The sequence below is a fragment of the Endozoicomonas numazuensis genome (genome assembly GCF_000722635.1).
In the GTDB taxonomy this organism is placed as follows: domain Bacteria; phylum Pseudomonadota; class Gammaproteobacteria; order Pseudomonadales; family Endozoicomonadaceae; genus Endozoicomonas_A; species Endozoicomonas_A numazuensis.
Map to the genome: position 1 here is coordinate 10690 of NZ_JOKH01000003.1, position 25284 is coordinate 35973.

Genomic DNA, 25284 nt, shown 5'->3' on the forward strand with positions numbered 1-25284 from the left:
CATCGCTCGTCGGCTTCTCGCTAGCTCTTTCTCCGCCGTGACAGCATTTTCTCGTCAGATCCATGCAATAAGCATGAATATGACGAGAAAATGTGTCAGCCAAAAAAATAGCAGAGCGAGAAGCTCAACACTTTATGAAATTTCCGGGCTAGGAGGCTACCAAGTTTTAACTTGATAGCCTGCTCTTAAATGTTTTCTATCTAATAGATCAGGACACCGAAGTGTGTAACCCACACTCCCGATTACCAATGACTTTAGTCGGATCGTAATAATCTTCCTCAATAGGAAGATCATTCATCACCAGGTACTCTTCAATGTCCAGCTCTGTCCAGTTCAGCAGAGGGGCAACACGGTAATAGCCATCTTTCGTCTCACTCACCACTTCAAGACCCTGTCGGAAAGCGGTTTGATCCTTACGGATAGCTGTTAACCAGTAATCTGGCGAAAAGGTTTGCATGGCTCTACCGAAAGGCTCCAGCTTTACCTGCCGGGTAAATTCATCATGCTCAGGCGTATCCACTTCAGGAACGCCCCCCATAATGGCATCACGATAGGCGCGGCTGTACTCCGGGTGATAAACCTGAATATTGAGTTCAAGCTTTTGAATCAGATCTCGGGCAAAACGATAAGTCGCTTGGGTACCATACCCAGAATCAATCCAGACTACGGGCAAATCCGGTTGAATCTGAGTGGCCATATGCAAAATAGCAGCTTCATGAGGTCCAAAGTTGGTGGTGACCACCGGCTTCTCAGCTTTTTGCAAAGCCCAGCGGATAATCTCTTGCGGAGAGAGCTCTGCGAGCTCCCGGTTAATACTCCCCAGATCCATTGACGTCCCCCGAAACATTTATTCTTTAACCCAAAGCAGGCATTTGTGTCATGGTTTACGCCGAACTATAGGTGAAGAAGCTCCCTCGAAGCAATGGAGTACCTAGAACATATCTTTCTTTGGAAATAGTTTGTTGGACTAATGCCCCAACACTCGAAGGCAGAAGATCACCTATCCTTTGAAAGTCAGATGGATACAAACAAGTCAGAACCGCAGACACATCAGTAGTTCACTGAGTCGAACGCCTGACTTCAAACAAGGCGCCCCCCAGAACCCGACGATAGATCGTCATCTGGGTGCCAAAGCGCTTCAGGCCATCTTCTCTGAGAGTGGGAGCATACTCTTTAAGATAGTTATCCAAAGCTGCTTGATTTTCCAACCGGTAGGTTACAGAAAAGCCTGTGCGCTCTGAGTGCTCGTCCAGCCGGTCATCCAGCTTTATCAACGAGATAGAGGCTTTTTCAAAACCTTCCAGGGTTACTATCTGAGTAGCATGCTCTTTTAGCCAGGTAAGAAAAGGCCTTTCGATTGAAGCCTCAACCAGACAATTCACTTCATAAATGATCAAGCGCCACCTTCCCCATTTATGAGTTGTCCCTGTGCCAAACCCGACCACTGCTCTGAAGCCGTCACTTTCATATACCGGCAGCCGGCATCATGACTAAAAAGGGTAAACACATCGAGTACCACAGCGCCCTCTGGACCCGCAGTCACCTGATGAACATTATCTCGATGTCGGGACAAACTGGCCATACGGCCTTCTGTCATCCACGCCTGAGCAGAAGGCTGCAACACCATCCCTTCAAGAGTCTGCTCCAGCAAGTCGTAGTTACGTGTAGTCACCTCTCCCCCAAGCACTCTCATAACGCCATTGCAATCACTGTGGTCATGGTAGGGAATGTAGCCATCGGGCTCAAACATCAGAAAACAGAACTCAACCGAACCTGCTCGCTTCCGGCAAACCCGGACTCCCTCCCCTTGAGGGTGAACCTGAAAAAGCGCTGGATCGGGTATTGCCACCTTATCCAACATCATTAATCGCCCCATCACCCAGAGCAGGTACGATTCCTCCTCAATGGCATCGGGCTTTTTTAGACTGCCAGCCTTTTCGGCAATTTCAGAAAGAACATCCTCCGTACACTGGGAGAAAGCATCCCTCTGGGTCAGACGAAATGGCCAGATATTGCGCGTTAGATTGATCATCCAGGAATCCATACTATCTCTTGGCTATGGTGCACTTACTTTTGGGTAAAATGTGCAACACCACAGCGGCTTCAGCGATCACTGCTGATCAAGTAAAGACCAATCTTTCGGTTTTAACCAAATTCCAAAAAAATATTACTCACCTGAAAGCATTGAACTGACTGACAGGCCAGAATGAATGTACTTTATTGAGCGAAACACTACGTTAAATCATCTTCATCTATAACTTTCGTACTACATGTAAACCATGACGCACCGGTAACAGAATATTATCCAGGTCAGTCCTTGAAGAAAGATAGTGGTTGAGTTCAGCGATCACCTCATCCCGCTCATCTTGTGGGTCCAGAACCCCTCCTTTCCAGAGAGCATCATCAACAACAATCACCCCCCCTTTCTTCAACATGGGAAGAATCAGTTCCAGATATTCAAAATACTTTTTCTTGTCAGCATCAATAAAAACAAAGTCCAGCTCTCCCTCGATAGTGGGAATAGTTTCAAGAGCCTTTCCGAAAAGCACTTTCAATTTATGAGCATGGGACGACCGATCAAAAAACTCTTCGGCAATGGCAATGGCTCTTGGATTCGTTTCACAACAAAAAATTTCGCCATCATCAGGCAAAGCTTCAGCCATAGACAAGGCTGCATAGCCCGTAAACATGCCAATTTCCAACACTCTCTTACTGCTGCTCAGGGCCACCAGCATTTTCAGGGTTTGACCCACCATACGCCCGGACATATTCCCCGGATAGCGAGTCCGGTCTTCTGTAGCCTGCGTCAGCTCTCTCAAAAGTGGGGACTCACCACCAGTAATATCGTGGCAATATTGTTCAATATCGGGATTAACAATGACCGTCATGGCCTTTCCTTAACTGCATGAATCACTCAATTCTACCAAGAGCCAGCTGAGCAAAAAATGCCTACTGCATTTTAATCATCCTCCTCTCTGGGACTCATGGTAGGATTTCTCGAACTCCGTTTACTTGAGAGCTCTTCCGAACGAACGATACTGCAAATAGAACTAAAGCTGGAAGCAGAAGTTTTTCACTCCTGGCAGAATAGACACCAGACTCTATTGGTATTCGGGGAGACTGATCATGATCAATACGACGAAGTTTTGGAGTAACAAATTCAACTCACAAGGCAGTAAACCATGTTAGACAAACCCATTGTAGAAATAGAGTATTGCAGCCAGTGCCAATGGTTGTTGCGTTCTGCCTGGCTGGCTCAGGAGCTGCTCAGTACCTTTAACACAGACCTTGGAGAAGTCAGACTGAAACCAGGAACCGGCGGTATCTTTATCATCACCCTGAATGGCAAACAGATCTGGGAAAGAAAGCAGAACGGCGGCTTCCCTCAACCCAAACAGATCAAGCAGAAAGTTCGTGACCTGATTGATCCTGAACGAGATCTCGGACACAACGACCGCCCCTGAGACCCTTGATACTTCTAAAGCCCTATGAATAAGAGCCCTTAACAAATGGGCTCAAGTATCACTCCCATCTTTAGATGCTCTGATGCTGGCAGATACAAGCACTATCGGATGACAAATGAAGAGCTCTCTTTATGGCAATAGGAATGGGAATGGGAATGGGCATGGGCATGGAGTCTGCTGGCTCAACACATGTTTATGACAGGGCCAGAAACTGGCGTGACCAGCTGATCAAACTGGATGTGACTGATTTAAAGGAAAACGTAGGCGTCACCCCTGGCGGCAGAGAAGTTTTAGTACTGAAAGAATCCGAGAACAGAGGCTGGTTGTCATACATTCCTTTCAATCCGTGGAATAGTCGCAGAACCCAAGACAACGGGGCCAGCAATAGCATGCTCTCGGATATTCAACTGATGCAACGAAGAGCCTCACAATTAAATGACATGTACCTTCTCAATACTGAAGAGGGTTCTGAACCTCAAAACCAATCCATCACCACTGGCAAACAATATCTGCATGTTTTGCAGGACCTTATGGGCTCTCAGGCGGGTCAAATGCTGCTCATGGAATCCACACTGGAAGGCCTTTTGCAGACACTGTCAGAACCCGAAGGCGTTGCCCATGTTGCCGATGAACTTCAGCACTGCCTGACTCGATATCTGTCTGCCTCACGTCGACAGAATGAAGACACCGCAGACAGTCTCACTAAAATGCAGACTCTGCTCTATAACTGGATCGATGAACAATCTAATCAGGTCAACTCAGATTCAGCACGAAGAGCCCTGGATCAGATCAATAAAGAAGTTCAGTCATTGTTTGAAAGTTATGGCAAGGCTTTAGATGTGCATGAGAGCCTTGTTGCAAACTCTGTCAGCAACCACTTATTTGTAGCTTCAGAGGCTGTCGCCCCTGAAACCAGAATCGTTCAAAGTACACAGATATCTGAAACGTCAACTCAGCCCGCCAGCAAGGAGTCGTTTTTTCAGGAACTGCAAGCCGTTATGCGATCTTCAGAAGGGATGATTCAACGAATGAACATCCCGGAAAAGTACCCGAATGGCCGGCAAATGTTGCTGGATGACCTGGAAATAGCAAAAGAAGCTCTAAAGGAAGAGCTCCACTCTCAAGAGATGTCACCTGCAGCATTGCAAAGCTGGTATACCGCCAGCAGGCAAAGACTGCTCAAAATGCAGGACACTATGTATCTTGCTGTTCGTTCTCCTGACAGACCACCAGCCTCTTATCCAGCAAGACGAGGCCTCTACAACCGCTATAGGGACTGCCCATTTAATTCTCATGCTCAGGCATTAGCCCATTCAGGATGGAGTGACTATTTCCTCCACCGTTTTTTACCATCGGTACCTTTACCCGGACCCAAACCTGTCGTCGATCAATCACAACTTGAAAATATGGAAGCCGCTATTACCAAGAACAGCCAACAAAAAGCAGAGCTATCAGAACGACTGACTTCCATTAACACCGCAATTAAGTCCTACGATGAACAGATAGAAACCATCAATGTCAAAATGAGAGCTTTACCGAAACCGGCGGAATTAAGAGATCACTCTCAAACTGAACGACAAAAATCCATGAATGAGCGTTTTGCTCTTGCCAATCAAAAACAAGAACCCACTGAAAAGCGGGGCCAGCTACTTCTTGAAAAAAAATCACTGGAAGCTGAAGAAATAAGAATTCATGAGGAAAGTCGCTCTCTGGCCAATGAACAAAGAACAGCCCGACGACAGTTCGACACTGATCGCAGGGAACGACAGAGCACCTGGGACAGAGCCAATAACCAGTACCAGGATTACCTTCGCAAGCTGTCTCTGCAAACAAGCTGGCTTCAAATATTGGAGCAACTTCGAGACACCCGTAGACACGACGCAACTTCACTGGCACCGGCCTATGATACTCATCAACAAATTGAAGGTATCGATAACCACTATGGTGGGATTGTCCCCATGGAATACAGCTTAAATGAAACCCTGCTTGATCCTAGAAACGAACAATCCAGACGAACATTTAACGAGAATGAATGCGGACTCTATAAATGGGGAGGGCACGATCACTGGACTTTTCTGATCGTGAATGAGCATGGAGAAGTGGATAGAATAAACGACTCTCAGTGCACCCGCAGCAAGTTTGCCAGCAAACAGGCCATGCTGGACTATTTCAGTGAACCTGGACGCTACATCAAGGAACAGCTGACAGCAGTACACTCTTAAGTCCGTTCTGATAAATGGCAAGAAGTCCTGGGATCATTACCAGAACTTCTTGCCTTGGGTCCAACAGCCTCCTAGGAGACTGACCGAGAATAGCGTCCGAGCATAAAATTCAGTAGAACGAGTCAGCTTTTTCACTGAATTTGTGCGAATAGTTGACCTATTTAAGCAAATTCAGTGGAAAAGATGGCCGTTCTTTCTGGATTTTAGGCCGGGCTGTCTATTCTCGGTCAGCCTCCTAGATCCAATCCGACGATGGTTTCTTGCGGAAACGAACCATAGGTAGGAACAACCCAAGCAGAATACCAATAATAATGGTTCCTCCTCCGTAGAGGTACCAGCGCATACTGGCACTTCGAACTAACTGGTTATTCTCTGCTTCTACTACTTCAATGCGGCTTTTCAACTGAAGATTTTCTTCCATCAGTTGTTTGTTGCGACGATCCAGAGCCTGGGGATCGGCTGTGGCTTCTCGCAGGGAAATAAATTCAGAGGTCTTCTCATCCAGCAATCCTGTGGCTTCTTCAAGAGAACCTTTGACGCTGTTGAGCTCTCCCTCAGTCGATGACAGTTCAACTTTAAGAGCAGTATTCTCACTGGTCAGCTGTGTCACTCTTTTCAGCTCTATTGGCAACCGCTCCCTGGCTGGCTGCTCGGCCACCAGATATTGACTGGGGATAAAACCCTCCAGGCCATCTGCGGTTTTGATTTTGCTAAAGCCTTCTCCGGCATCAGCTTCCAGAACAGTCATTCTCAAACCGGTTTTCAGTCCACGATGCAAAATCCGGTACTGATTCCCCGGACCTGCCCGCAGCGGCACATAAACAACATCCGTCACATAACGGGTTTCTGCCTGAACCGGTTCTGCCTGAACCATTGAACCCAGCAGTACAATACCACTGAGGGATAAAAACAGTTTGCGTAAGGGTAATTTCACGTTTTCTCTCTTAACCAAGCTGCCCTGCAATTACGATTCCTCAACCAGGGCGGGAAACCTGTCAGGACTTCAGTATAAGCTTGACAGGCTTCCGGAAGGAAAATCAGGGGAGTACTTTCTTGAAAGGCTTCACACTAACGGACTGATAAACGCCTGCTGCCACATACGGGTCTGCATCAGCCCATACCTGAGCTGCTTCAAGGCTGCCAAATTCCGCAATAACAATACTGCCGCTGAACCCAGCCTCACCCGGGTCATTACTGTCGATAGCAGGACATGGACCTGCCAGAACCAGACGTCCCTGAGCTTTTAATTGCTCAAGCCTTTCCAGATGAGCCGGCCTGGCAGTTTTGCGCAAAGACAGACTGTTTTCAACATCTTCACTGATGACTGCATACAGCATTTATTTTTCCTCAGCCTGTATATGCCTGGAAATAACCAGGAACTGCAAGACGACAAAGACAAAAGTGAGAATCAGGCTACCAAAAACCTTAAAATCTACCCAGAACTCATGGAAGGTAAAGGCGACAAAAAGGTTAGCAGCACCCAGCAGGGTAAAGAATACGACCCAGCTGAGATTCATACGAATCCAGATTTCTCCTGGCAGGGTGATAGCATGCTCCATCATTCTTTGAACCAGAGTTTTCTGGCCAATAAACTGGCTACCCAGGAAAGCGGCAGCAAAGATCCAGTTAACAATGGGTGCTTTCCATTTCAGGAAGTTCTCATCCTGAAATGCCAGGGTCATCCCCCCAAATAAAACAACAGCCCCCAGAGTGATAGCCTGACTTTTTTCCAGCGTTTTATTTTTGATGAAGCTGCCACCGTAAACAATGACAGAAGCGACAATCAAAAACAGGGTGGCACTGAATGGGCCACCCACTTCCATGGAATTACCGGCCACATCCACCATTCGGGGGTCCATCTTGTAGACCGTAAAAAAGACAATCAGTGGAATAAAGTCAATCAGTTGCTTCATATTAAACCAGTTGGGTTACCTTACGATTTACTGCAATTTTTCATTGATGGCGACTCACTGTCACCCTGTATATACCGGTTACCATTGGAGATGCGAGCAGTCAGTCACCTCACATCGTCAATGGTGATCGGTCTGGTTCTTACTCAAACCTGAGATCCAGACAAATACAGCATTGAAAATGTATCAAGCCCATTAAATTAACATGCAGTTTACTATGGAACCGAATCATTTCCATGCTTTGCTGGCTCCAACCTGCCAACTTTTTAAAAGCCTTTACAGTTCTCTCCTCTGCTCAGGGCCGTTTAGTGATAAAGTGTACTGACAGTTACTACTTATTTGTATCGCAATGACCCTGAATGTTGACCTCCATTGTCACACAACCGCCTCTGATGGTTCCATGGGACCACTGGAAGTCTACGAACGAGCGCGTGATAAAGGCGTCGATATACTGGCTATTACTGATCATGATTCGGTGGCCGCTCACCACTTTCTCAAGGACAAAAAACTTGAAGGCCCTGAACTGGTCACTGGAATTGAACTGTCGACGACCTGGTCTGCAATGGAAATCCATATCGTAGGTCTCAACTTTTCTCTGACCCATCCAGACCTTGAACGAATCGTCAGCCATCAGTGTGCGGCCAGAAAACAACGGTCACTGTTGATTGCTACCCGTTTGGCCAAGCAATTAAAAGTAAACATCAGTGCCGATGCCCTGATGGACGAAGTCATTGATCTGGCTCTAAATCGTCAAAAACAGTCCGCAGATGATTTTCTTTTGTCCCGGGAAGACATTCAAACAGGCCGTCCTCACTTCGCTTACTGGCTAATAGAAAAAGGTTATGTCAACGAAATGCAGGCAGCGTTTGACAAACACCTGTCACATCAGAAAATTGGCAACCTTAAAGCATTCTGGCCTCCCATGAGTCAGGCCGTAGCCTGGATCAGGGCACTGGACGGTACAGCCGTTCTTGCTCACCCCGGAAAGTATAAAATGACCCGAACCAAACTCAGGGCTCTGACCAACGATTTTAAACTGGCAGGTGGCCACGCTCTGGAAGTCAGTGGCTGCCAGCAACCCCTCGGACAACGAGAAGAACTGGCCAGCCTTTGTGAAGATTTTGAGCTCAAAGCCTCAAGGGCCAGCGACTTCCACACCCCTGCCAACCCATGGGTAGAAATGGGCAGAGCACCAGAACTACCCAAGGGAGCTATACCTGTCTGGGACAGCTGGTAAACCCCAGGAGGCTGACCGAGAATAGACAGCCCGGCCTAAAATCCAGAAAGAACGGCCATCTTTTCCACTGAATTTTATGCTCGGACGCTATTCTCGGTCAGCCTCCTAGCACTCACCCCTTATGCTCACAGCAGACACTACCGGGACATCTATCCAGTAAACACTCTCAGGAATAGTGCGAAAAAACCAAAGAGTAAATTCAGGAGTGACTCGCACTTTTCCTGATGATGTTTTGCCCTAAGGAAGGTGTGAACAAACCCCATGCGTGCTCTGCGATTATTGAGATAGGTTATTCAGCCAATAGACCCCAATCTTCTTTTCAATGCCTCCAAACAGATCATTTTTCCCTGTCATCAGGCCCTCAGCTGTCTTATTTAAAAAATAAATTCTCATGTCCCCAGAACCATTGATCTTTGGCATAGAAGGAGCAACAAGAGATAACACACCCTGAGTACTGCTTCTGTGCTCCGTGGTATTCGATTGCCCGGATGGTTGCCCGGATGGTTGCCAGACAAAATAGCCACCGTTTCGTTCTCTATTCCGACTCTTTTCCGGAGCTGTTCTTCGCCCTGTCCCACCAGCTCCACTGCTATCCGGATCTTCATCATCTCTTTTGAAATTATTTTCACCTGCTCCCTCTTTACAGGTCTTGGGCACCACATTAATACCCCAGAGCCTGAATTCGAAAATTTCTCCATTCAATGCTTTCTCAAACCTTTCCAGAAGAGCCAGCCTCTGCGCTCTGTCGGGAATCATCCGGCTATTATTGCGGATTTCAAGCCGAACCCTGCTCAGCTGGTAGTCTCTATCCTGAGTGGCATCATCATTTCTGAGTGCCATCTGCATCAATTCATAACCCCTTCTTCTCACCGAAGTCATCGGATCATTCCCGGTCAGGAGATCCCAGGGGCCGACAATCGTCTGCCCTTCATCGGTGGTATCAAGTGCCACCTGATCGTACTGGGCAACAGGATTTACACCCGTTCCATCAGTCGGCGTTTGGCCAGCTTCGTTAGAAGACACTGTCGGATTACTTTCCGAACCAGTGCCAACATTAGCTTCCAGCGGCACATTTTCATAATCGTGAACGGGTTGGAGAGCCGGTGCGGGTGCCAGAGGTATCTGAGCAGGTGGAACCACTGGAGCAACCACATTCAGACCTGCCAGAAGTTCGACCGGTACCTGCAAATTTTGCAGACCTGCCACCAGAACTTCAGGCACCTGATTCAGCAGTATTGGGACCAGCAGTATGGGGTTATGATCCGAATGCGTCATTTCCATGGACATGGTGCCAGTCGCAATGTCATAAAGGGCGTCCATGGCCCAGCCACAGCTGATGCCCCAGAGTCCATCTATGTATTCGCCATGATGTTGTACCAGTGCCCTTCTTGCCCTGCGACGAAACTCTTCCAGTGCCCTGACCTGTTCTTCAGAATATTGTTCTATATCAGTTACAGGCTCATTTTCATCACCTTCGATCAGGGACTGAAGCATTTCATCGGCGTCGTTACTTTCTTTGGCATCCTCGACATAAAGCACCTGAAGCAGCTCCATGCTGGAAAAGCCAAGGTTATCGTAAGTCTTATGGTCTGGCACAGGATGTATCCTTGTATACTGGGTTCGGGTAACGGTTGTACCCTCTTTTTCTCCTGGCATCACGGTGACATCGAAGTGCATTTGTTGGGGAGCATCGGAGGATGGCGAGGCACTGTCTAACGCCCGACATTGATAGGTTCTGCCGCGCCCTCTTCTCCTGACCGCTCCCTCTGAATCACTGTTCCGATTACTAAACACAGCCTGATTCTGCCTCTGAAGCCAGCTTTCAGGCGAGCCAACATTTACCTCAACTGGACTCTGCTGCTTAGAATCAGGAGAACCCGTATTAGTTGATCGTTGTGAAACTCCGGACCCTGTGGCACTTGAACCAGGTCGGCTGTGCTTTACGGGCTCTGAAGAAGGATTATCACCAAGAATTTGATCACGGGCTTGAATCGGCTGAGGGGTTTGCTGAGGAATAAAATAACTGTTTCCTCTCATCAAGGTTCGAAAGGGTGTAGCTCCAGCCCCTGGGACAGTCTCAAAATGAACAGCCTGATACCCAACACTTTGATAGCTCGAAGGGGCAACGCCGGTATAGCGCTCAAAAAGGAGCCATAGACCTGAACCCAGAGCATGGATCGAAAAGACTGTCGAGAGTAAACAAAAGGTAATCCAGAACCAGCTTGACCGCTTCATTAATCGTGCCCACTTTAGACCAGAAGCTTTTCAATGTAGGCGCAATTTTCACTTCTTGATAACTGCTAATTCGCATCATTGAATGAATATGCGACTTTAAAGGAAAAATAATGCAGGTTAGAATCCACCCGTTCTATCACTTCAAAACTCAAGTACCGTGCCTTCTGAAACTCTGACCCGCCTGTCAAAATGGATCGCTGATTCTGGTTACTGCTCTCGAAGAGCAGCCTGTCGACTGATTGAAGCGGGCCATGTCAACGTCAATGGCTTACCCGGAAAACACACTGATCGTGTTTCAGCTAACGACGTCATTCATGTAGAGCAGCACCTGATCCAACCTTTTCCAGAGCTTGAATACCAGATTTATAACAAACCGGTGGGAATTGATTGTGTCTGCTCTGAAGAGGACCCGGACAGCATCATCCACCAGCTGAAAGGTAAGCAGAGAGTCTTCCCCGCTGGCAGGCTTGATAAAGACTCCCATGGTTTATTACTGCTTACCAATGACGGAGCCCTCTGTCAGAAAATCCTGCACCCGGACTTTTTCCATGAAAAAGAGTATTGCGTCGTCGTGGACAAGGCGATCACTCCCCTTTTCTGTCTGCAGATGGCACAAGGTGTTGAATACAATGGTACCCGGACTCGCCCGTGCAAAATCATTCAGACTGATACACATACCTTCCTGATTACCCTGACACAAGGCATGAACCGGCAGATTCGAAAAATGTGTCGCAGTCTGGGCTACACAGTGACCCACCTGCAACGCACCCGTCTGGTTAACCTTCAGCTTGACGGCCTTAGCTCTGGTACATTTCGAGATCTGACATCTGAAGAAGTCAAAACTCTAAAAAACACCCTCCGCCCCAATCGACCTGATGAACTTCAAGAGACGGCTGAGGCCATCAGCAAACAAAGCTCCTCAGGCCTGTAAAGAGCAGGTGATATGAAAGAGAAAATGCCAACATCAACCTGGCATGTTGAAAGGCGACGAGTATAGGTTAACCGAATCGTTGCACTGCCTGCCTTCGGTGGTATGATGCGCGCTCTATTATTACTGCAAGAGAATGGCAACCTGCCGACATCCCTGTGAACAGAGAGTCTTAATGACTGTTCATAAGGTGCAGGTACCATGTACATAACAGCCATGAGTCAGTTTTTTCAGATTCACCCTGAGACGCCGCAGCTCCGACTGGTTCGCCAGGCCGCAGAAATCCTGAGGTCCGGGGGGGTAATCGCTTACCCGACTGACTCAGCCTATGCTCTGGGCTGCCTGATTGGCGATAAAAAAGCCGTTGAACGTATTCGTCAGATTCGTCGACTGGATGATAAACACAACTTTACTCTCGTATGCAGAGACCTCTCCGAGCTGGCTACCTATGCCCAGGTCGATAACGTTCAATACCGTTTGCTGAAAAACCATACACCAGGCCCTTACACCTTTATTCTGAAAGGAACCCGGGAAGTCCCCAGGCGCCTGATGCACCCCAAGCGTAAGACCATCGGCCTGCGAGTACCAGAGTGCAACATTGTCAGTGCTCTGCTCAATGAGCTGGATGCGCCATTGATGAGCAGTACTCTCCAGTTACCTGGTGATCATGAACCCATGCTTGATCCATACGACATCAGACTGACACTGGAAAGTCAGCTGGATCTGGTCATTGATGGTGGCTATCGCGGCATGGAGCCTACAACCGTCATCAGCTTACTGGAAGAAGCTCCTGAAGTATTGCGGGAAGGAAAAGGCAATACGGCGCCTTTTCTCAGCTAAAACCCTACCAACAAGTCAGGAAAATTTATCCTGAGTTTTATTAAAACGGTATAAACCTGAGCGGGTAAAAACAGATTCCGGGACAAAAAGGTGTTTTTACTCCCGGCAGATAAAAACATTCTTTTACCTACGTCCAAACTGTCGTAACCTGTCCACTCTGGATTCTAACGGGAGAGCCTCTTGAGCGCTGTAGACTCGCAGTCGCGTGTTCTGTCTGGCATGCGACCCACTGGCCGATTACATCTTGGCCACTATCATGGGGTTTTAAAAAACTGGCTTCGGCTGCAACATGAGTATGAATGTTTTTTCTTCGTAGCTGACTGGCATGCACTGACTACTCACTATGAAGAACCGGAAAAACTGGAAGACTCTGTCTGGGACATGGTCATTGACTGGCTGGCTACCGGTATCAACCCTGGTTCTGCCACCCTGTTCATTCAGTCCAGAATACCGGAACATGCAGAACTGAATCTGCTGCTCTCCATGATCACACCGCTCTCCTGGCTGGAAAGAGTTCCCAGTTATAAGGATCAGCAGGAAAAACTGAAAGAAAGGGACCTCTCTACTTTCGGATTTCTCGGCTACCCACTACTGCAAAGTGCCGATATTCTTGCTTATCGTGCGGGTCAGGTGCCCATTGGAGCAGACCAGGAAGCCCACGTAGAAATCACTCGTGAAATAGCCAGGCGTTTCAACCACCTCTACGGCCGCGAGCCTGGTTTTGAAGAAAACGCTGAAGCCGCCATCGGCAAAATGGGTCGTAAAACAGCCAACCTCTATCGAAAGCTCCGCCGCTCCTATCTCGAACAGGGAGATGACGAAGCTCTGGCTACAGCCAAGGCTCTGCTGAAAGAGCAAAGTAATATTACCCTTGGAGACCAGGAACGACTGTTTGGCTACCTGGAAGGTACCGGCAAGGTTATTCTTCCGGAACCTCAGGCATTGCTGACTGAACAATCCCGTATGCCGGGACTCGACGGCCAGAAAATGTCCAAGTCCTACGGTAATACCATCAGTCTCAGGGAAGACCGCGACAGTGTCGCTTCTAAACTGAAAAAGATGCCTACAGACCCGGCCCGAATTCGCAGGAATGACCCGGGCGAACCGGAGAAATGTCCGGTCTGGCAGTTGCATCAGGTTTACTCGGATGAGCAACGCAAGGACTGGGTTCAGACTGGTTGCCGCTCTGCAGGCATTGGCTGCCTGGATTGCAAGAAGCCATTGATCGAAGCTGTTCAGGCGGAACTGGAGCCGATCCGAATCGAAGCCCGGGAACTCGAGAACAATCCTGATGTCGTAAAAAGCATCATTTCTGAAGGGACTGAAAAGGCCCGGGATGAAGCCCAGGACACCCTCAGGAAAGTCCGTGAAGCCATAGGGCTGGACTATCGTTGAACACTGTGTTTCAGTGAAGTAATCAGCTCATAAAAAATCAGATCAGGTCAAACCAGCCTGAACGCCATAAAAAGCAGTTTCACCGTTAACCGGTCAAACTGCTTTTTTAGTCAAAGGATCTATAAAGGGTGAAGCATCAATGACCTCCACGGAAATCGTGGCTGAGTCCGGAGCAGAGAAGCTCCCCGAAGAGCAGGTACCGGAAACTCAATCAGGCACTGAACCTGATATCATTGAACACCAGATACTGGTCATGGGTCAGCCCATGGCCAAGCTGCCTGACGACTTATATATACCACCGGATGCCCTGCAGGTATTTCTGGAAGCCTTCGAAGGCCCCCTGGACCTTCTGCTTTATCTGATCAAACGCAACAACATGGACATTCTCAATATCCAGGTTGCAGTGATCACTGAACAATATATGAAGTACGTAGACCTGATGGATTCCGGACAATTCGAGCTGGCAGCAGAATACCTGGTTATGGCCGCCACGCTGGCCGAAATCAAATCTCGCATGCTACTGCCCAGAGTTTCAGAAGATGAAGACGAGGAAGAAGATCCCCGTGCCGAGCTGATTCGTCGTCTTCAGGAATATGAACGTTTTAAAAAAGCCGCTGAAGATATTGATCAGCTGCCCAGAATGACTCGTGACCTCCACGAAGCCAGCGCCTCTCCTCCCGACATGGAACAAGAGCGCCCACACCCGGAAGTAGACCTACAAGAGATTATGCTGGCGATGGGAGAGATACTGCGTCGCTCAGAAATGTATGTAAACCATCAGGTTGAACAGGAAGCACTGTCTACCCGTGAACGAATGAGTGAAGTGCTCTCAATGCTGACCTCTGAACGTTTCACACCCTTCGTAGCCCTATTCAGGCTGGAAGAAGGCAAACTAGGGGTTGTGGTCACCTTTATGGCCGTCATGGAACTGATTAAAGAATCCCTGATCGAACTCATACAGAACGAACCGTTTGGACCCATTCACGTTAAGGCCCGGATTGACTAATGGAAGCAGAACAGCTGCAAAAAATCCTGGAAGGAGCCCTGCTGGCCAGTCAGAAACCCCTGACTGTAGAAAAAATGGCCGCCCTGTTTCCGGAAGACCTCTATTCCGAGGAAGAGCGCCCGGATGGTAACCAGATTCGTGAAGCGCTGGTGGCCATCACTGAAGCCTGTGAAGACCGGGGCTTTGAACTCAAGAAAGTAGCTTCTGGCTATCGCTTTCAGGTCAGACAGGAATTAGCACCCTGGGTGGGAAGGCTCTGGGAAGAAAAACCCCAGCGTTATACCCGGGCACTGCTGGAAACACTGGCACTGATTGCCTACCGACAACCCATTACCCGTGGGGAAATTGAAGACGTCCGGGGTGTTGCCGTAAGCAGTAACATTATACGAACCCTTCAGGATCGGGAATGGGTCCGGGTGGTCGGGCACCGGGATGTACCGGGTCGTCCAGCCATGTTTGCCACGACCCGCCAGTTTCTGGATTATTTTAATCTGGAAAACCTCAATGAACTGCCTGCTCTTTCAGAAATTCGCAATCTGGAAGAAGCTGCCCGGGAACTGACAGAAGCCAGCGAGCAAAGTGAATTGCCAGCGGAAGATGCTGAAATTCAAGAAGTCATTGAAGTGGAAGAACAATCCGCAGAAGAACTCTTTGCCGAGCTGGATCAACTGGAGTCTGATCTGCCTGACAACTTTGATGATCTGATCCGTAAGAAGAAAGTTGAAGAACTGCCGTTACCTGAACAGGAATCCGAGGCCTCCGACCTACTGACAGAACCCTCAGGTACTGAAGCGTTCGACGAAACCTCTGAACGTCTGCCGCCCCGGGAAATATCCGACGAAAACGATCTCTGAATCCGTGCCTAATCAGTCAATTGAGTCTACTTTAGATTACATCCCGATTGACTGATTTTCGGAGCCACCGACATAAAGCTAAATACACTACCACTCCTGTTTTCCCTGTTGTTATTGCCCCTGGGCTCTATGACTGCTCTGGCAGATGACAGCAAAGATCTGGAAGCCATGATGACAGGCTATATAAAAGCCTACGAGCAGGGCGATGTAAAAGCTGTGTCCGAATTCTATGTCCAGAACGACGGCATTGACATCTGGGGCACCGCCAGAGACGAGCATGCAACCCATTTGAATGAGGTCAAAGAGGGCCTGATGCGCGACTTCAAGGAAGCCAAAACCCGCATCACCACAGAAAATGTTCGAACCTTCAACCGAGGTGAAGCCGGCGTTATCGTGTCTGAATGGGTCGTAGACTATCAGCACAAAGGCAGCAGTGAGTGGAAAAAGATCCCTCTGGTCAGAAGCACACTGTATGCAGAAAAACGGGACGGAAAGTGGAAAATCCGCCATGCACACTGGTCTGATCCCAATGTCTACCACCCTGAGGGGCGCTCATTCCCTATTGATGAAAAATAATCATTTCAACAGTCAGAACCCAGCAAAAGCCTACTCTCCTCCTCACACAGTTCATGTCACTCTGGGAGCCTGTCGGATTTAAGCTTTCGAGCATGAAATTCAGTAGAGCGAGTCAGCTTTTTCGTTGGATTTGTGCAAATAGTTGACCTATTTAAGCAAATTCAACGGAAAAGATGGCCGTTCTTTCTGGATTTCAGGCCGGGCTGTCTATTCTCGGTCAGCCTCCTAGCTACGACATCTGTATGAGGGACGGAACTTCAACCCCCTTAACAGACTCATAGGGTAATCCACGCTGTCTTAAGCTATCTTAAGTCGTTATACTCTGGCCCCTTTGATTGAGTAACAGAGCGGCATTGCCGTAAATACCATGACAACTGAAACCACTCCTCCCCAGGGTGAGAAGCTGCAAAAAATCCTGGCGGGTGCTGGCCTGGGCTCGCGCCGTGAGATGGAACGCTGGATCAGCGAAGGTCGTATCACCGTCAACGGCGAAAAAGCCGGCCTCGGTGATCGTGCTACTGCCGAAGACAAAATTGCTGTAGACGGACGCCCTGTCAAACTGGAAACCTATGCTTCCAGAATTCGCCGCGTTATCGCCTACAACAAGCCCGAAGGTGAAATCTGTAGCCGCCATGATCCAGAAGGTCGCCCAACGGTTTTTGATCGTTTGCCGAAACTTCAGGGTGAACGCTGGATCGCCATCGGCCGCCTTGATATCAACACATCTGGACTGATGCTTTTCACCACCGATGGTGAACTGGCCAGCCGACTGATGCATCCCTCTTACCAGGTTGAGCGTGAATACGCTGTGCGTATCATGGGTAATGTAACAGAACAGAAAGTGAAGAATCTGTTTGAGGGTGTTGAGCTGGAAGACGGCCCTGCCCGCTTTACCGATATTGTTGACTCAGGGGGTGCAGGCATCAACCGCTGGTTCCATGTCTGCCTGCTAGAAGGTCGCAATCGTGAAGTGCGCCGACTCTGGGAATCCCAAGAGTTAACAGTAAGCCGACTGAAGCGTGTCCGTTTTGCCAATGTCATCATTCCGGACCATCTGCGTATGGGTCAATGGGAAGAGGTCGACAAGTCTGAAATAGACGAACTGGCCGCCGCTGTTAAACTGACGCCTGCAGCCAATGCTCCCTCTCGTAAAGCAAGCCCTCGACACACCAAAACGGGTTTGAAAATCAAAGGGACCCGAGGCAAGCCAGCCATCAACAAAAAGCGCCCTTCTCCTCACAAAAAGCCTGGCGCTTTCAAAAAGAACCGACATTAATCCTGTCTATAGAACTCCGACTTCACGTCGGAGTTCTCATCTTACGCCCCACAGAAAAGCCGGACTCTGAGAACAGTGACCTGAGCCGCACACCTATTCAGCCTCCACAATTACGACGCCACCTTGTTCGACTTCGCCGTTTTACAGAGCATGCACTGAACATTTACTCCCTTAAACAGTCTGATGTGATCAGAGACTGCTGCGCTTTGCTGCCCTCCAAGAGCTATCTCTTAATCACAAATCCTAATCCAGACTTATCCTTAACAGCAGTAAGTCAAAGTCATGATTTAATTTCCTCCTAAACGATGGGCTGAACTCACTTTCGGGTGTGCAAACTTGGGGGGATAAACGTCGTATCAAAAGACTGGTTCAAGCTGCTGATTTATCCACGCACACTGGTTCGTCTCTGACTGCTTCCTGTGAAGGCGTCCTGGATTTTGTTGACAACAGAGCCTATTGAAACATTTGAGAACTGTCGGGCAGTGCTCAGATTTTACGAGCTACGCTAGCGCATAGATGACAAAACATGGAATGAGCGGACTCCGGCTCACAAGATTGTGAGCAATGAAGAGTGGAAAGTCCTCTGGATTACATATGGGAATAAGCCTTTGCCGAAAACAACACCTACGCTAACGTGGTTGTTCCAGACGATGCCAAGCTCAGCGGTTGAAGCAACTCCAAGCGGACAGGAATACCAGGCTGGAAAGTTTTATGGGAAAGTTGGACAAAAATTCAGGATCGCACTCTTACCTACCGGCTGACAAAAGGCTAACCAGAGTCATAACAGGTAAGCCCTCCTAACTCTTCTGTTAGCAATAACCAGAACTTTTACAAACCTGGAGCCTCTTATATTACTTTAAATGGGGGCTAATGTGTCATGGATGCTACAGGATCAAAGGAATTCTCGGATTACAGCTCTGAACCAGACAAAACAGCCACTTTCTCAGCTGATGAAAGTGAGTCTGTTACTCATTTCTCATCTCTAGCACAAGTTAATAATTATTTGTCGAGTCCCGAAGATTTCAGACATCTTTCAAATGTCAGCTTGTCAGGCCGCCAAATTGGTCTGTACGAACCAGAAGAATTGTTTACCGGTGAGTTATATCCTGAGCTCCAACCATTTACGCCTTCAGCTTCATCAGGTACTTTTCCGGAAGCACGACTTAATACAATAAGTACTCAGACTGAAGATTCAGCCCCTGATCATGCAGAAAAGCTGATGGAGCAGTTACAGCATATTTCCCAAACACTCACTGATTTACAGCAGGAAGAAAGCAGCAATACTAAAGATCTTCGAAGAGTAAGAAAAGAAAGGAACAAACTGCGGCATCGGGTTGAAGAATTATCGACCAGTGAAAGAGCGGCAACTCTCCCTCTTGCTGCTTCACCCCTGAGAGCCTACGAACAAAAGATAGCCAGCTATAAAGAACGACTGAAAGTCAGGAAGACGTCCCTGGCATCATTGAAGGAGCAGCTCACGATATCAGAAAGCAGTCTTGATGATGTCACCAAAGCTTTCAAAGACAGAGAAAGAACACTGGAAGCTTGTCAAAAAGAGTTGAGAGAACTGAAACTCAAAACGGATCTTGAAAAGAACGACCAGGCAAGCCTGATAAAGAAACTGGCAGAAAATCTCCGTCAGGAATCCGGCGGCCACTCCAAAACAGCACCCAAAATTTCAACGTTGGGGAGACTCATTAGAAACGCCTTGAAGTACAAAAAACAGGCTGAAGAAAACATTGAAAAATTGTCGGACATTAGCTTTAGGCTGGATGAACGAAACCGAGAAGCAATTGGATTGCAGAAAGAGCTGGATAGATTGAAAGTAAAGCTCGTAACAATGACTGATACCTCTGATCATATAGCTGCCCTGACTCGCGAAAAAGAAAGCAGGGAAGAACTACAGCGAAGCCTCGATATATTGAAAGAGGAACACAAAGAACAGTTAGAATTATTGACTGAGGAATTTGATAGGACTAAGACCCTTCTGGTCAAAAAAGAAAGTCAGATACAGCAGGTGACTGATACTATTAAATCAGCCACATCAGTGTTGACCCATCAACTGGAGTTAATTAATGAACAAACACATAAAATATCAACACTGACGAACAGCCTGAAAGAGGCTGAAGAAGCTCTGATAGAACATAAAGAAACAAGTGATATTTTTCTTGATTTTTTTCAGACCCAGCATACAGATGATGAAGGTTCGCTAAATGCATTGATCGCAGAAAAAGCTCAATGGGAAGATAAGCAAAAACAACTGGAATCACAACTTAATGAACAAGTGATACTAGCGGATAAACGCCAGGAATATATAGTTAAATTAACCAGTCAGAACGATGTCCAGTCCCAAATGATCATTGAAGCAACTGACTCCCTGACAAAGAATGAAAGCCATTTAACAGAACTAAAAAAAGAGGGGTCGAAAAAAAATAAAGAGATTCAGCAATCAAACCAAATAATAGCTTCTCTGAAAACTGATCTTGAAAGTGTTAAAACGGGTCTGAAGGAAAAAGATGCGATTATAGAAAAACTCGATACTGATCTTAAGAAGACCTTAGATAAAGAAGCAGAGCACTTACAGAAAATTATGGATTCTGAGCTTATCTTAAGAGAGGATATAGACGCTAAAGCCAGACTTATTCAAGATAAAGACCGTGAAATCGAAGTAATAAAGTTATCCATGGAAAAACTTGAGAGCGAATCAGCAGATCTACATCTGGCTCTGGAAGAAAAAAAAGAACTTAATGAAACCAATAAGAGATTGAAAACCGATCTTCTAAAAGCACAAGAAGATATGGAGCTTCAGCACACTCAATTGATAACTTACCAACAAAAACTGGCCGAAAAATCAGATGCACTGATCACCACCAGGCAGGAAAAATGTGATGCAGAAGTAATATTTAACTCACAACTGGAGATATCCAGAAACCATCAGACCCTGCTCAACGAAGAACTTGAAACAGAGAGAATGATTTCTCATCGCTTAAAAACCATGATGGTTCGTATGAAGTCAGCATTGTGCCACCAGCAGGGGGGTACCGATATTGATGAAATGGAAGATGACTCTGTCGATACTCTGGAGTCTTTTGCCGTTATGATGGTCGAATTTTGTCATTCTCACCCTGAGTTGCCGACTTTGGTCACTGACATTCAACAGCCAAAGTCCCCGAATCCTTTTGCAGGGAGGTCGCTTGAGGAAGGTGATCATTATGACTCTACGGGGGGAGAACTGAACGATCCAGCAGAGTTCCTAGTCGATTCAGGAAACAACCCGGTCGCTGTGCATGGCAGGCAACCCCTATTTGCCCCATCGCTGTTCCCGAATAGCGATGATCCGGATTTTGAGCCGGGAATAGAGAATCTATCTGACTCAGAAGACGATTCTTTTTTCGATGATGAACTGCCAGCGCGCAGGAGAGCCGTTTTAACTTCACCTTCATCAAGATCAGCCAGTTTGCAACCAATGTCAGGGGCTTCTCAGAGCCAGCATGCCCCAGTCACTGCAACAATCACAGCAACAATCACAGCAACAGCCAGAGAAGAGTTGCTCAGTCATGATTACCCCGGCTGGCCGGTCAAACCCTGTCTGTTGAATCGAGCCGAATACTCTAGCCCTGAGGAGGTGTATGGCCAGCCAACAGAGCAAGATGAGCAGCTGACTCAATTCATCAATAGTGCCAGAGGTACCGGATTGCTCAAGAGTCCAGAAGAAATATCCCGGAAGCTGAATGAACATCAAATAGCGGTTCCTGAATGGCATGAACTCAAGCAGGTCAGCACCTGGACACCTGCACTAACCCGTTATGCTTTATTTCGTTTGGGTGTTTGTGATGAGCCAGTTCTTGAAATCGAAGATTTCAACATACTCAAACCAGACTGTTGGGCTTATTGTTATGCCATCGGCCAGCACCTCAAGGGTTGGGATCAAAAAAGCCTGAGAGGGATGCCAAGGCTATATAACAACAATGGAATTTCCCCTCCTGAGTGTGACGATGTATTTCATCCCGACTGTGATAAAGAATGGAAATTTGTACACTTCCTGTTTTTGGCATGGTATTTCAAAAAAGCCGATTACACTATAAGCAACCTTAAATTAACAATGAACATTCTGAAGCCTTCTTCTCTGGTTTATCGGGAAATGGTTAGCGAATATATTTTAAAATCACTGAATTTATACCCAATTACAGATAAGACAATCGAAATTGATCAAGAAACCGAACAAAAAATCAAAGTTCGTGCCAGCTCGATGAACTCAAATAAAGTAAAAGAGCTACTGCCATTACCAGCGGCTGTTATTGATCAGGATGGAAAGGAATTCAGAAGTTGCATCACTTCCAGTACGGGTAAATGGACCAAAGAAGCAATAAAAAAAGTAATAGCAGAGGCTCAGGGACATTTTCCCTGTACAAACCCTCACAGTAAGCGTCGATTATTTGATGACTTCTGGGATTCTGCTCAAAGGAAAGATCTGACTGCTTATAAGAGGCACCTCAATACACTGATAGAATCTTATGGTCAAAGTACTGATGCTTTCAGAAATTTAAAGATAGACCTGAAAAACAGGCGAGATAAAGTTGAGAAGCATACCAAGCTCTTTCCAATCTATGGAACCACCATAGCGGATAAACCAGCAACCGCTGCCCACCTATTACTGTCCTTTGTGTATTTTTACGGGTTTGAATCCCTTGATCCGAACCTGTTTTTTCGCCAGACATCTGGAATGCTGGCACTAATAAAACCGAATGCTACCGATGAAAAACTCAAAACGTTGGTTAATCAGCTATTGACTCTGAAACTGTACTTTTGCGGTAATGAGTCTACCCTTGCCAGTTTGAAAAAACTGGAATATTTTAGAGAATCTGCAAAAAACTGGAAACTGGCTGATCTTAAAAGGATGCGCGAAACACTACCGGCAATTCAATGTGCAAATAATGTGGTCGTAACACCAGAGGAGGAATCCACACCCTTACCTTTAAGAACTCAGGTTAAGAACCGTCCCCGTAAAAGACGAGTTGATAGTAGCCAGGAAACAAGAAGCAAGCACTTAGTTTGAACATGTTGGAAACACCAGGAGGCTGTCCGAGAATAGACAGGTCGGCCTAAAATCCAGAAAGAACGGCCATCTTTTCCACTGAATTTGCTTAAATAGGTCAACTATTCGCACAAATTCAGTGAAAAAGCTGACTCGTTCTACTGAATTTTATGCTCGGACGCTATTCTCGGTCAGCCTCCTAGCCGTTTGGGAAGGGTGGTCAAAATTATAGGGCTACGTTGAGGTCTTCCGTATGGCGCGCCAGTTCTGGAGTGTAGAGGTGTGATAAAGAGATAGCCCAAGAGGAAAGACCAAGAAGCAGCAAAAATTCAAATATGAACTATAAATGTCTCTTCAGCACAATAAATAAGACACCATAGGGACTCGCAATATGGTTACCAGATTCTGGCTAGCATTCCTGCCGCTGTTTGCTTCCCTCTCGCTGGCCGCTCTACCTGAGCCTTTAAATCAAATGCCGGTCAGATATGAGTTAAGGGCATACTCCATTACCCCCTCTCATTGGACAGGCAGTTATGTTGATATAAAAACAACCGCCTTGTCCGCTCAAACAGGTGTACCTCTGAAAAAAGAGAGGTTTGAGCCTGCTCCTTTTGATCCTATGAAGAGCCAATTCAAAGACTACTGGAGTTCAAACCAGGTACATATCTCTGGCTGCCATATGCTCAACCAGGGAGCTTGGAACGCTTGGGACTGGGTCAAACACAGAGGCAAAAGCGACGATCAGTTTGGTAACGGCATTACCGTAAATCACCCCGAAAACAAAGGGGCACCTAAAGATGTGATTTATTGTGACAACAACCTTCTGGCCCTGATTGAAAACGGGGAAGTGCTGGACACCCTGGACCTGAACACCCATGACCCCGATGCCCTCCAGGAGAGAAGCCCTGCTTTTGTGACCTGGGCAGTTCAGTATCCGAACAATCTCTACATGGCACGCGCTAACAAGGCCTACTCCGTTCAAATCGAAAACGGCAAGCAACTGGTCTTTAAAGGTGCACTGGAGCAGCGTTCTGCAGAACTGGATACCTTTGAAGCAGTCAGCAAGCGTATGGAGGTTCCCGAGACAGGGGAGCTCGATCTGACGCTCTACAAAGAAAAACGATTCGATCCAGTGGTCAATGAAACCAATCGCCAGACTGGACTCAGTGTGCACATCAACAGCAAAAGACAGCCTTACCTGATTTTCACTCAATACGATCGATTTGCACCATTCATTCGGGGCACCGTTAAGCCGGCCATTATTCTAAGAATGCCATTAGATGAAAAAACCGGATTGTTTTCAGACAGTGCAACCATCTCCCCACTGGATCCTGCAATGGATATCATTAACACCATGGCGGTGAGATATGATCAAGCCAAGGAAGACGACTGCTATCACCTACTCTGTATACTGTACGACTTTAACTTACAAATATTTAACCGGATTGCAGATTGGCATGGTACTTTCCCGAGAGCGATTCTCTCTGGTCAAAGATCATTAGAAGGCGATGTCGGAGGGCCCACCTCCAATAGTCTACTGAGCTACCAGAACGACCTTGAAAAACATCTGGATGACAATGAGGATCGCATTGATTGTAGAACCCATCACAGTCACTGCCTGACCATCAATGCACCCACAGCCAGTGGCAGTGACTATATCTCGTCTAATGAAACAGTCACCCGCATTCATAGCTTCAGTCACAACCCTGCGGAGCCCTTCTATTATCGTACGGGCACCCATGAACATGCCAAACCTGCTCTCAAAAATGGCAAAACAGCTTATCTTTACTCAGGCAGCATTCCCTACGAGCGGCTGGTTCGCTATGAAAAAGGCAGTCGTAAAGCCCAGCCACATGTCAGCAATGACCTTCTGGGGCTGGACTATCTGGGTCGGAACATTCACTTTGAGGCAGGCAAAGCCAGAGGTCGCACAACGCTCCCTCCCTTTCAATATCCCGATGGCTCACTCTTCGAGTACCCGGCCGGGTATGAAATCTATACCTCTATGCGCTCTTTTGAATCGACAGATGACGGCTATAAGGAAGATCAAGCACGACTGCTGCTTCGTATACCTATGCCAGACATCCGCACCGCCACAAAAAATTATTACGATGACTTTTCCATCGTACCGATCTGGCAAGGTAATTATCAAAGCACTCAGAGCACAACAGAAGATCTCAATCGCGATGAGCTCTGATAACACCACGTCAAAATATGTTTAAGGATTTGTCTTGAAATAACTTCCCGATTAAAACATGAACTCCGTTCACCCTGAGCTTGTCGAAGGGTGGTGGCTCTGGGCTTCG

The 25284-nt window shown here is 47.3% G+C and carries 20 protein-coding genes; 12 read left to right on the forward strand and 8 right to left on the reverse strand.

The window, feature by feature from the left end; all coding sequences use genetic code 11:
* Positions 1-208: 208 nt before the first annotated feature.
* From GZ78_RS12910 to GZ78_RS12925, 4 genes are all read right to left on the reverse strand, one after another.
* Positions 209-829 (reverse strand): phosphoadenosine phosphosulfate reductase domain-containing protein, encoded by a 621-nt coding sequence (locus tag GZ78_RS12910; RefSeq protein WP_034836782.1) that lies wholly within the window; start codon positions 827-829, stop codon positions 209-211.
* A gap of 229 nt (positions 830-1058) precedes the next feature.
* On the reverse strand, positions 1059-1397 hold the full coding sequence (locus GZ78_RS12915; RefSeq protein ID WP_034836784.1) for a DUF4286 family protein: 339 nt from the start codon (positions 1395-1397) through the stop codon (positions 1059-1061).
* Positions 1394-2032 (reverse strand): cupin domain-containing protein, encoded by a 639-nt coding sequence (locus tag GZ78_RS12920; RefSeq protein WP_034836787.1) that lies wholly within the window; start codon positions 2030-2032, stop codon positions 1394-1396. The genes GZ78_RS12915 and GZ78_RS12920 overlap by 4 nt, the downstream gene beginning before the upstream one ends.
* 220 nt (positions 2033-2252) lie before the next feature.
* Positions 2253-2888: an O-methyltransferase gene (locus tag GZ78_RS12925; RefSeq protein WP_034836790.1), complete on the reverse strand. Its 636-nt coding sequence runs from the start codon at positions 2886-2888 to the stop codon at positions 2253-2255.
* 294 nt (positions 2889-3182) lie between these two features.
* On the opposite strand from GZ78_RS12925, the gene GZ78_RS12930 reads away from it, so the two are divergent.
* Together GZ78_RS12930 and GZ78_RS12935 are read left to right on the forward strand one after the other, a co-directional pair.
* On the forward strand, positions 3183-3464 hold the full coding sequence (locus GZ78_RS12930) for a SelT/SelW/SelH family protein (RefSeq protein WP_034836794.1): 282 nt from the start codon (positions 3183-3185) through the stop codon (positions 3462-3464).
* Positions 3465-3595: 131 nt separating this feature from the next.
* On the forward strand, positions 3596-5686 hold the full coding sequence (locus tag GZ78_RS12935) for a coiled-coil domain-containing protein (protein WP_152558705.1): 2091 nt from the start codon (positions 3596-3598) through the stop codon (positions 5684-5686).
* A gap of 235 nt (positions 5687-5921) precedes the next feature.
* Here the strand turns inward: GZ78_RS12935 and GZ78_RS12940 are convergent, their stop codons facing one another.
* The 3 genes from GZ78_RS12940 to ispZ form a co-directional block, all read right to left on the reverse strand.
* Positions 5922-6620, reverse strand: a complete 699-nt coding sequence (locus GZ78_RS12940; RefSeq protein WP_152558706.1) for a TIGR04211 family SH3 domain-containing protein — start codon at positions 6618-6620, stop codon at positions 5922-5924.
* Between the two features lie 103 nt (positions 6621-6723).
* Complete coding sequence (locus GZ78_RS12945) at positions 6724-7023, reverse strand: YciI family protein (protein WP_034836802.1); 300 nt, start codon at positions 7021-7023, stop codon at positions 6724-6726.
* Positions 7024-7599 (reverse strand): septation protein IspZ, encoded by a 576-nt coding sequence (gene ispZ, locus GZ78_RS12950; RefSeq protein ID WP_034836806.1) that lies wholly within the window; start codon positions 7597-7599, stop codon positions 7024-7026.
* 346 nt (positions 7600-7945) lie between these two features.
* Here ispZ and GZ78_RS12955 point away from each other — a divergent pair, with 346 nt between their 5' ends.
* Positions 7946-8833 carry a PHP domain-containing protein gene (locus GZ78_RS12955; protein WP_051786152.1) on the forward strand — a complete coding sequence of 296 codons (888 nt, stop codon included), beginning with the start codon at positions 7946-7948 and terminating at the stop codon, positions 8831-8833.
* A 276-nt stretch (positions 8834-9109) separates the two neighbouring features.
* On the opposite strand, the gene GZ78_RS12960 is transcribed toward GZ78_RS12955, so the two are convergent.
* The gene (locus GZ78_RS12960; protein WP_152558707.1) at positions 9110-10627 is read right to left on the reverse strand and encodes a hypothetical protein; all 1518 of its coding nucleotides are present in this window, start codon (positions 10625-10627) and stop codon (positions 9110-9112) included.
* Positions 10628-11225: 598 nt separating this feature from the next.
* Between GZ78_RS12960 and GZ78_RS12965 the strand changes: the two genes are divergently transcribed.
* The 9 genes from GZ78_RS12965 to GZ78_RS13005 all read left to right on the forward strand — a co-directional run bounded on the left by GZ78_RS12965 (position 11226) and on the right by GZ78_RS13005 (position 25175).
* A complete protein-coding gene (locus GZ78_RS12965) occupies positions 11226-11999 on the forward strand; it encodes a pseudouridine synthase (protein ID WP_152558708.1) in 774 nt (257 codons plus the stop codon).
* 213 nt (positions 12000-12212) lie between these two features.
* Positions 12213-12836 carry an L-threonylcarbamoyladenylate synthase gene (locus GZ78_RS12970; RefSeq protein ID WP_034838169.1) on the forward strand — a complete coding sequence of 208 codons (624 nt, stop codon included), beginning with the start codon at positions 12213-12215 and terminating at the stop codon, positions 12834-12836.
* Between the two features lie 180 nt (positions 12837-13016).
* Entirely contained in the window at positions 13017-14231 is a 1215-nt protein-coding gene (locus GZ78_RS12975) for a tryptophan--tRNA ligase (protein ID WP_081869843.1), read from the forward strand.
* A gap of 139 nt (positions 14232-14370) precedes the next feature.
* A complete protein-coding gene (locus tag GZ78_RS12980) occupies positions 14371-15237 on the forward strand; it encodes a segregation and condensation protein A (RefSeq protein WP_034836812.1) in 867 nt (288 codons plus the stop codon).
* Positions 15237-16091, forward strand: coding sequence for an SMC-Scp complex subunit ScpB (gene scpB, locus GZ78_RS12985; RefSeq protein ID WP_081869844.1), 855 nt, complete (start codon positions 15237-15239; stop codon positions 16089-16091). Before GZ78_RS12980 ends, scpB begins: the two co-directional genes overlap by 1 nt.
* A 129-nt stretch (positions 16092-16220) precedes the next feature.
* Positions 16221-16667: a nuclear transport factor 2 family protein gene (locus GZ78_RS12990; RefSeq protein WP_034836815.1), complete on the forward strand. Its 447-nt coding sequence runs from the start codon at positions 16221-16223 to the stop codon at positions 16665-16667.
* Between the two features lie 367 nt (positions 16668-17034).
* Entirely contained in the window at positions 17035-17943 is a 909-nt protein-coding gene (gene rluB, locus GZ78_RS12995) for a 23S rRNA pseudouridine(2605) synthase RluB (RefSeq protein WP_034836818.1), read from the forward strand.
* A gap of 877 nt (positions 17944-18820) precedes the next feature.
* On the forward strand, positions 18821-22999 hold the full coding sequence (locus tag GZ78_RS13000; RefSeq protein ID WP_034836819.1) for a coiled-coil domain-containing protein: 4179 nt from the start codon (positions 18821-18823) through the stop codon (positions 22997-22999).
* Between the two features lie 370 nt (positions 23000-23369).
* Positions 23370-25175 (forward strand): hypothetical protein, encoded by a 1806-nt coding sequence (locus GZ78_RS13005; protein ID WP_034836821.1) that lies wholly within the window; start codon positions 23370-23372, stop codon positions 25173-25175.
* Positions 25176-25284 lie beyond the last annotated feature (109 nt).

Coding starts and splice junctions, on each gene's coding strand:
- GZ78_RS12910 (WP_034836782.1), bottom strand. CDS start 829: ATGGATCTGGGGAGTATTAACCGGGAGCTCGCAGAGCTCTCTCCGCAA.
- GZ78_RS12920 (WP_034836787.1), bottom strand. CDS start 2,032: ATGATCAATCTAACGCGCAATATCTGGCCATTTCGTCTGACCCAGAGG.
- GZ78_RS12925 (WP_034836790.1), bottom strand. CDS start 2,888: ATGACGGTCATTGTTAATCCCGATATTGAACAATATTGCCACGATATT.
- GZ78_RS12930 (WP_034836794.1), top strand. CDS start 3,183: ATGTTAGACAAACCCATTGTAGAAATAGAGTATTGCAGCCAGTGCCAA.
- GZ78_RS12935 (WP_152558705.1), top strand. CDS start 3,596: ATGGCAATAGGAATGGGAATGGGAATGGGCATGGGCATGGAGTCTGCT.
- GZ78_RS12945 (WP_034836802.1), bottom strand. CDS start 7,023: ATGCTGTATGCAGTCATCAGTGAAGATGTTGAAAACAGTCTGTCTTTG.
- ispZ (WP_034836806.1), bottom strand. CDS start 7,599: ATGAAGCAACTGATTGACTTTATTCCACTGATTGTCTTTTTTACGGTC.
- GZ78_RS12955 (WP_051786152.1), top strand. CDS start 7,946: ATGACCCTGAATGTTGACCTCCATTGTCACACAACCGCCTCTGATGGT.
- GZ78_RS12970 (WP_034838169.1), top strand. CDS start 12,213: ATGAGTCAGTTTTTTCAGATTCACCCTGAGACGCCGCAGCTCCGACTG.
- GZ78_RS12980 (WP_034836812.1), top strand. CDS start 14,371: ATGACCTCCACGGAAATCGTGGCTGAGTCCGGAGCAGAGAAGCTCCCC.
- scpB (WP_081869844.1), top strand. CDS start 15,237: ATGGAAGCAGAACAGCTGCAAAAAATCCTGGAAGGAGCCCTGCTGGCC.
- GZ78_RS12990 (WP_034836815.1), top strand. CDS start 16,221: ATGACTGCTCTGGCAGATGACAGCAAAGATCTGGAAGCCATGATGACA.
- rluB (WP_034836818.1), top strand. CDS start 17,035: ATGACAACTGAAACCACTCCTCCCCAGGGTGAGAAGCTGCAAAAAATC.
- GZ78_RS13000 (WP_034836819.1), top strand. CDS start 18,821: ATGGATGCTACAGGATCAAAGGAATTCTCGGATTACAGCTCTGAACCA.
- GZ78_RS13005 (WP_034836821.1), top strand. CDS start 23,370: ATGGTTACCAGATTCTGGCTAGCATTCCTGCCGCTGTTTGCTTCCCTC.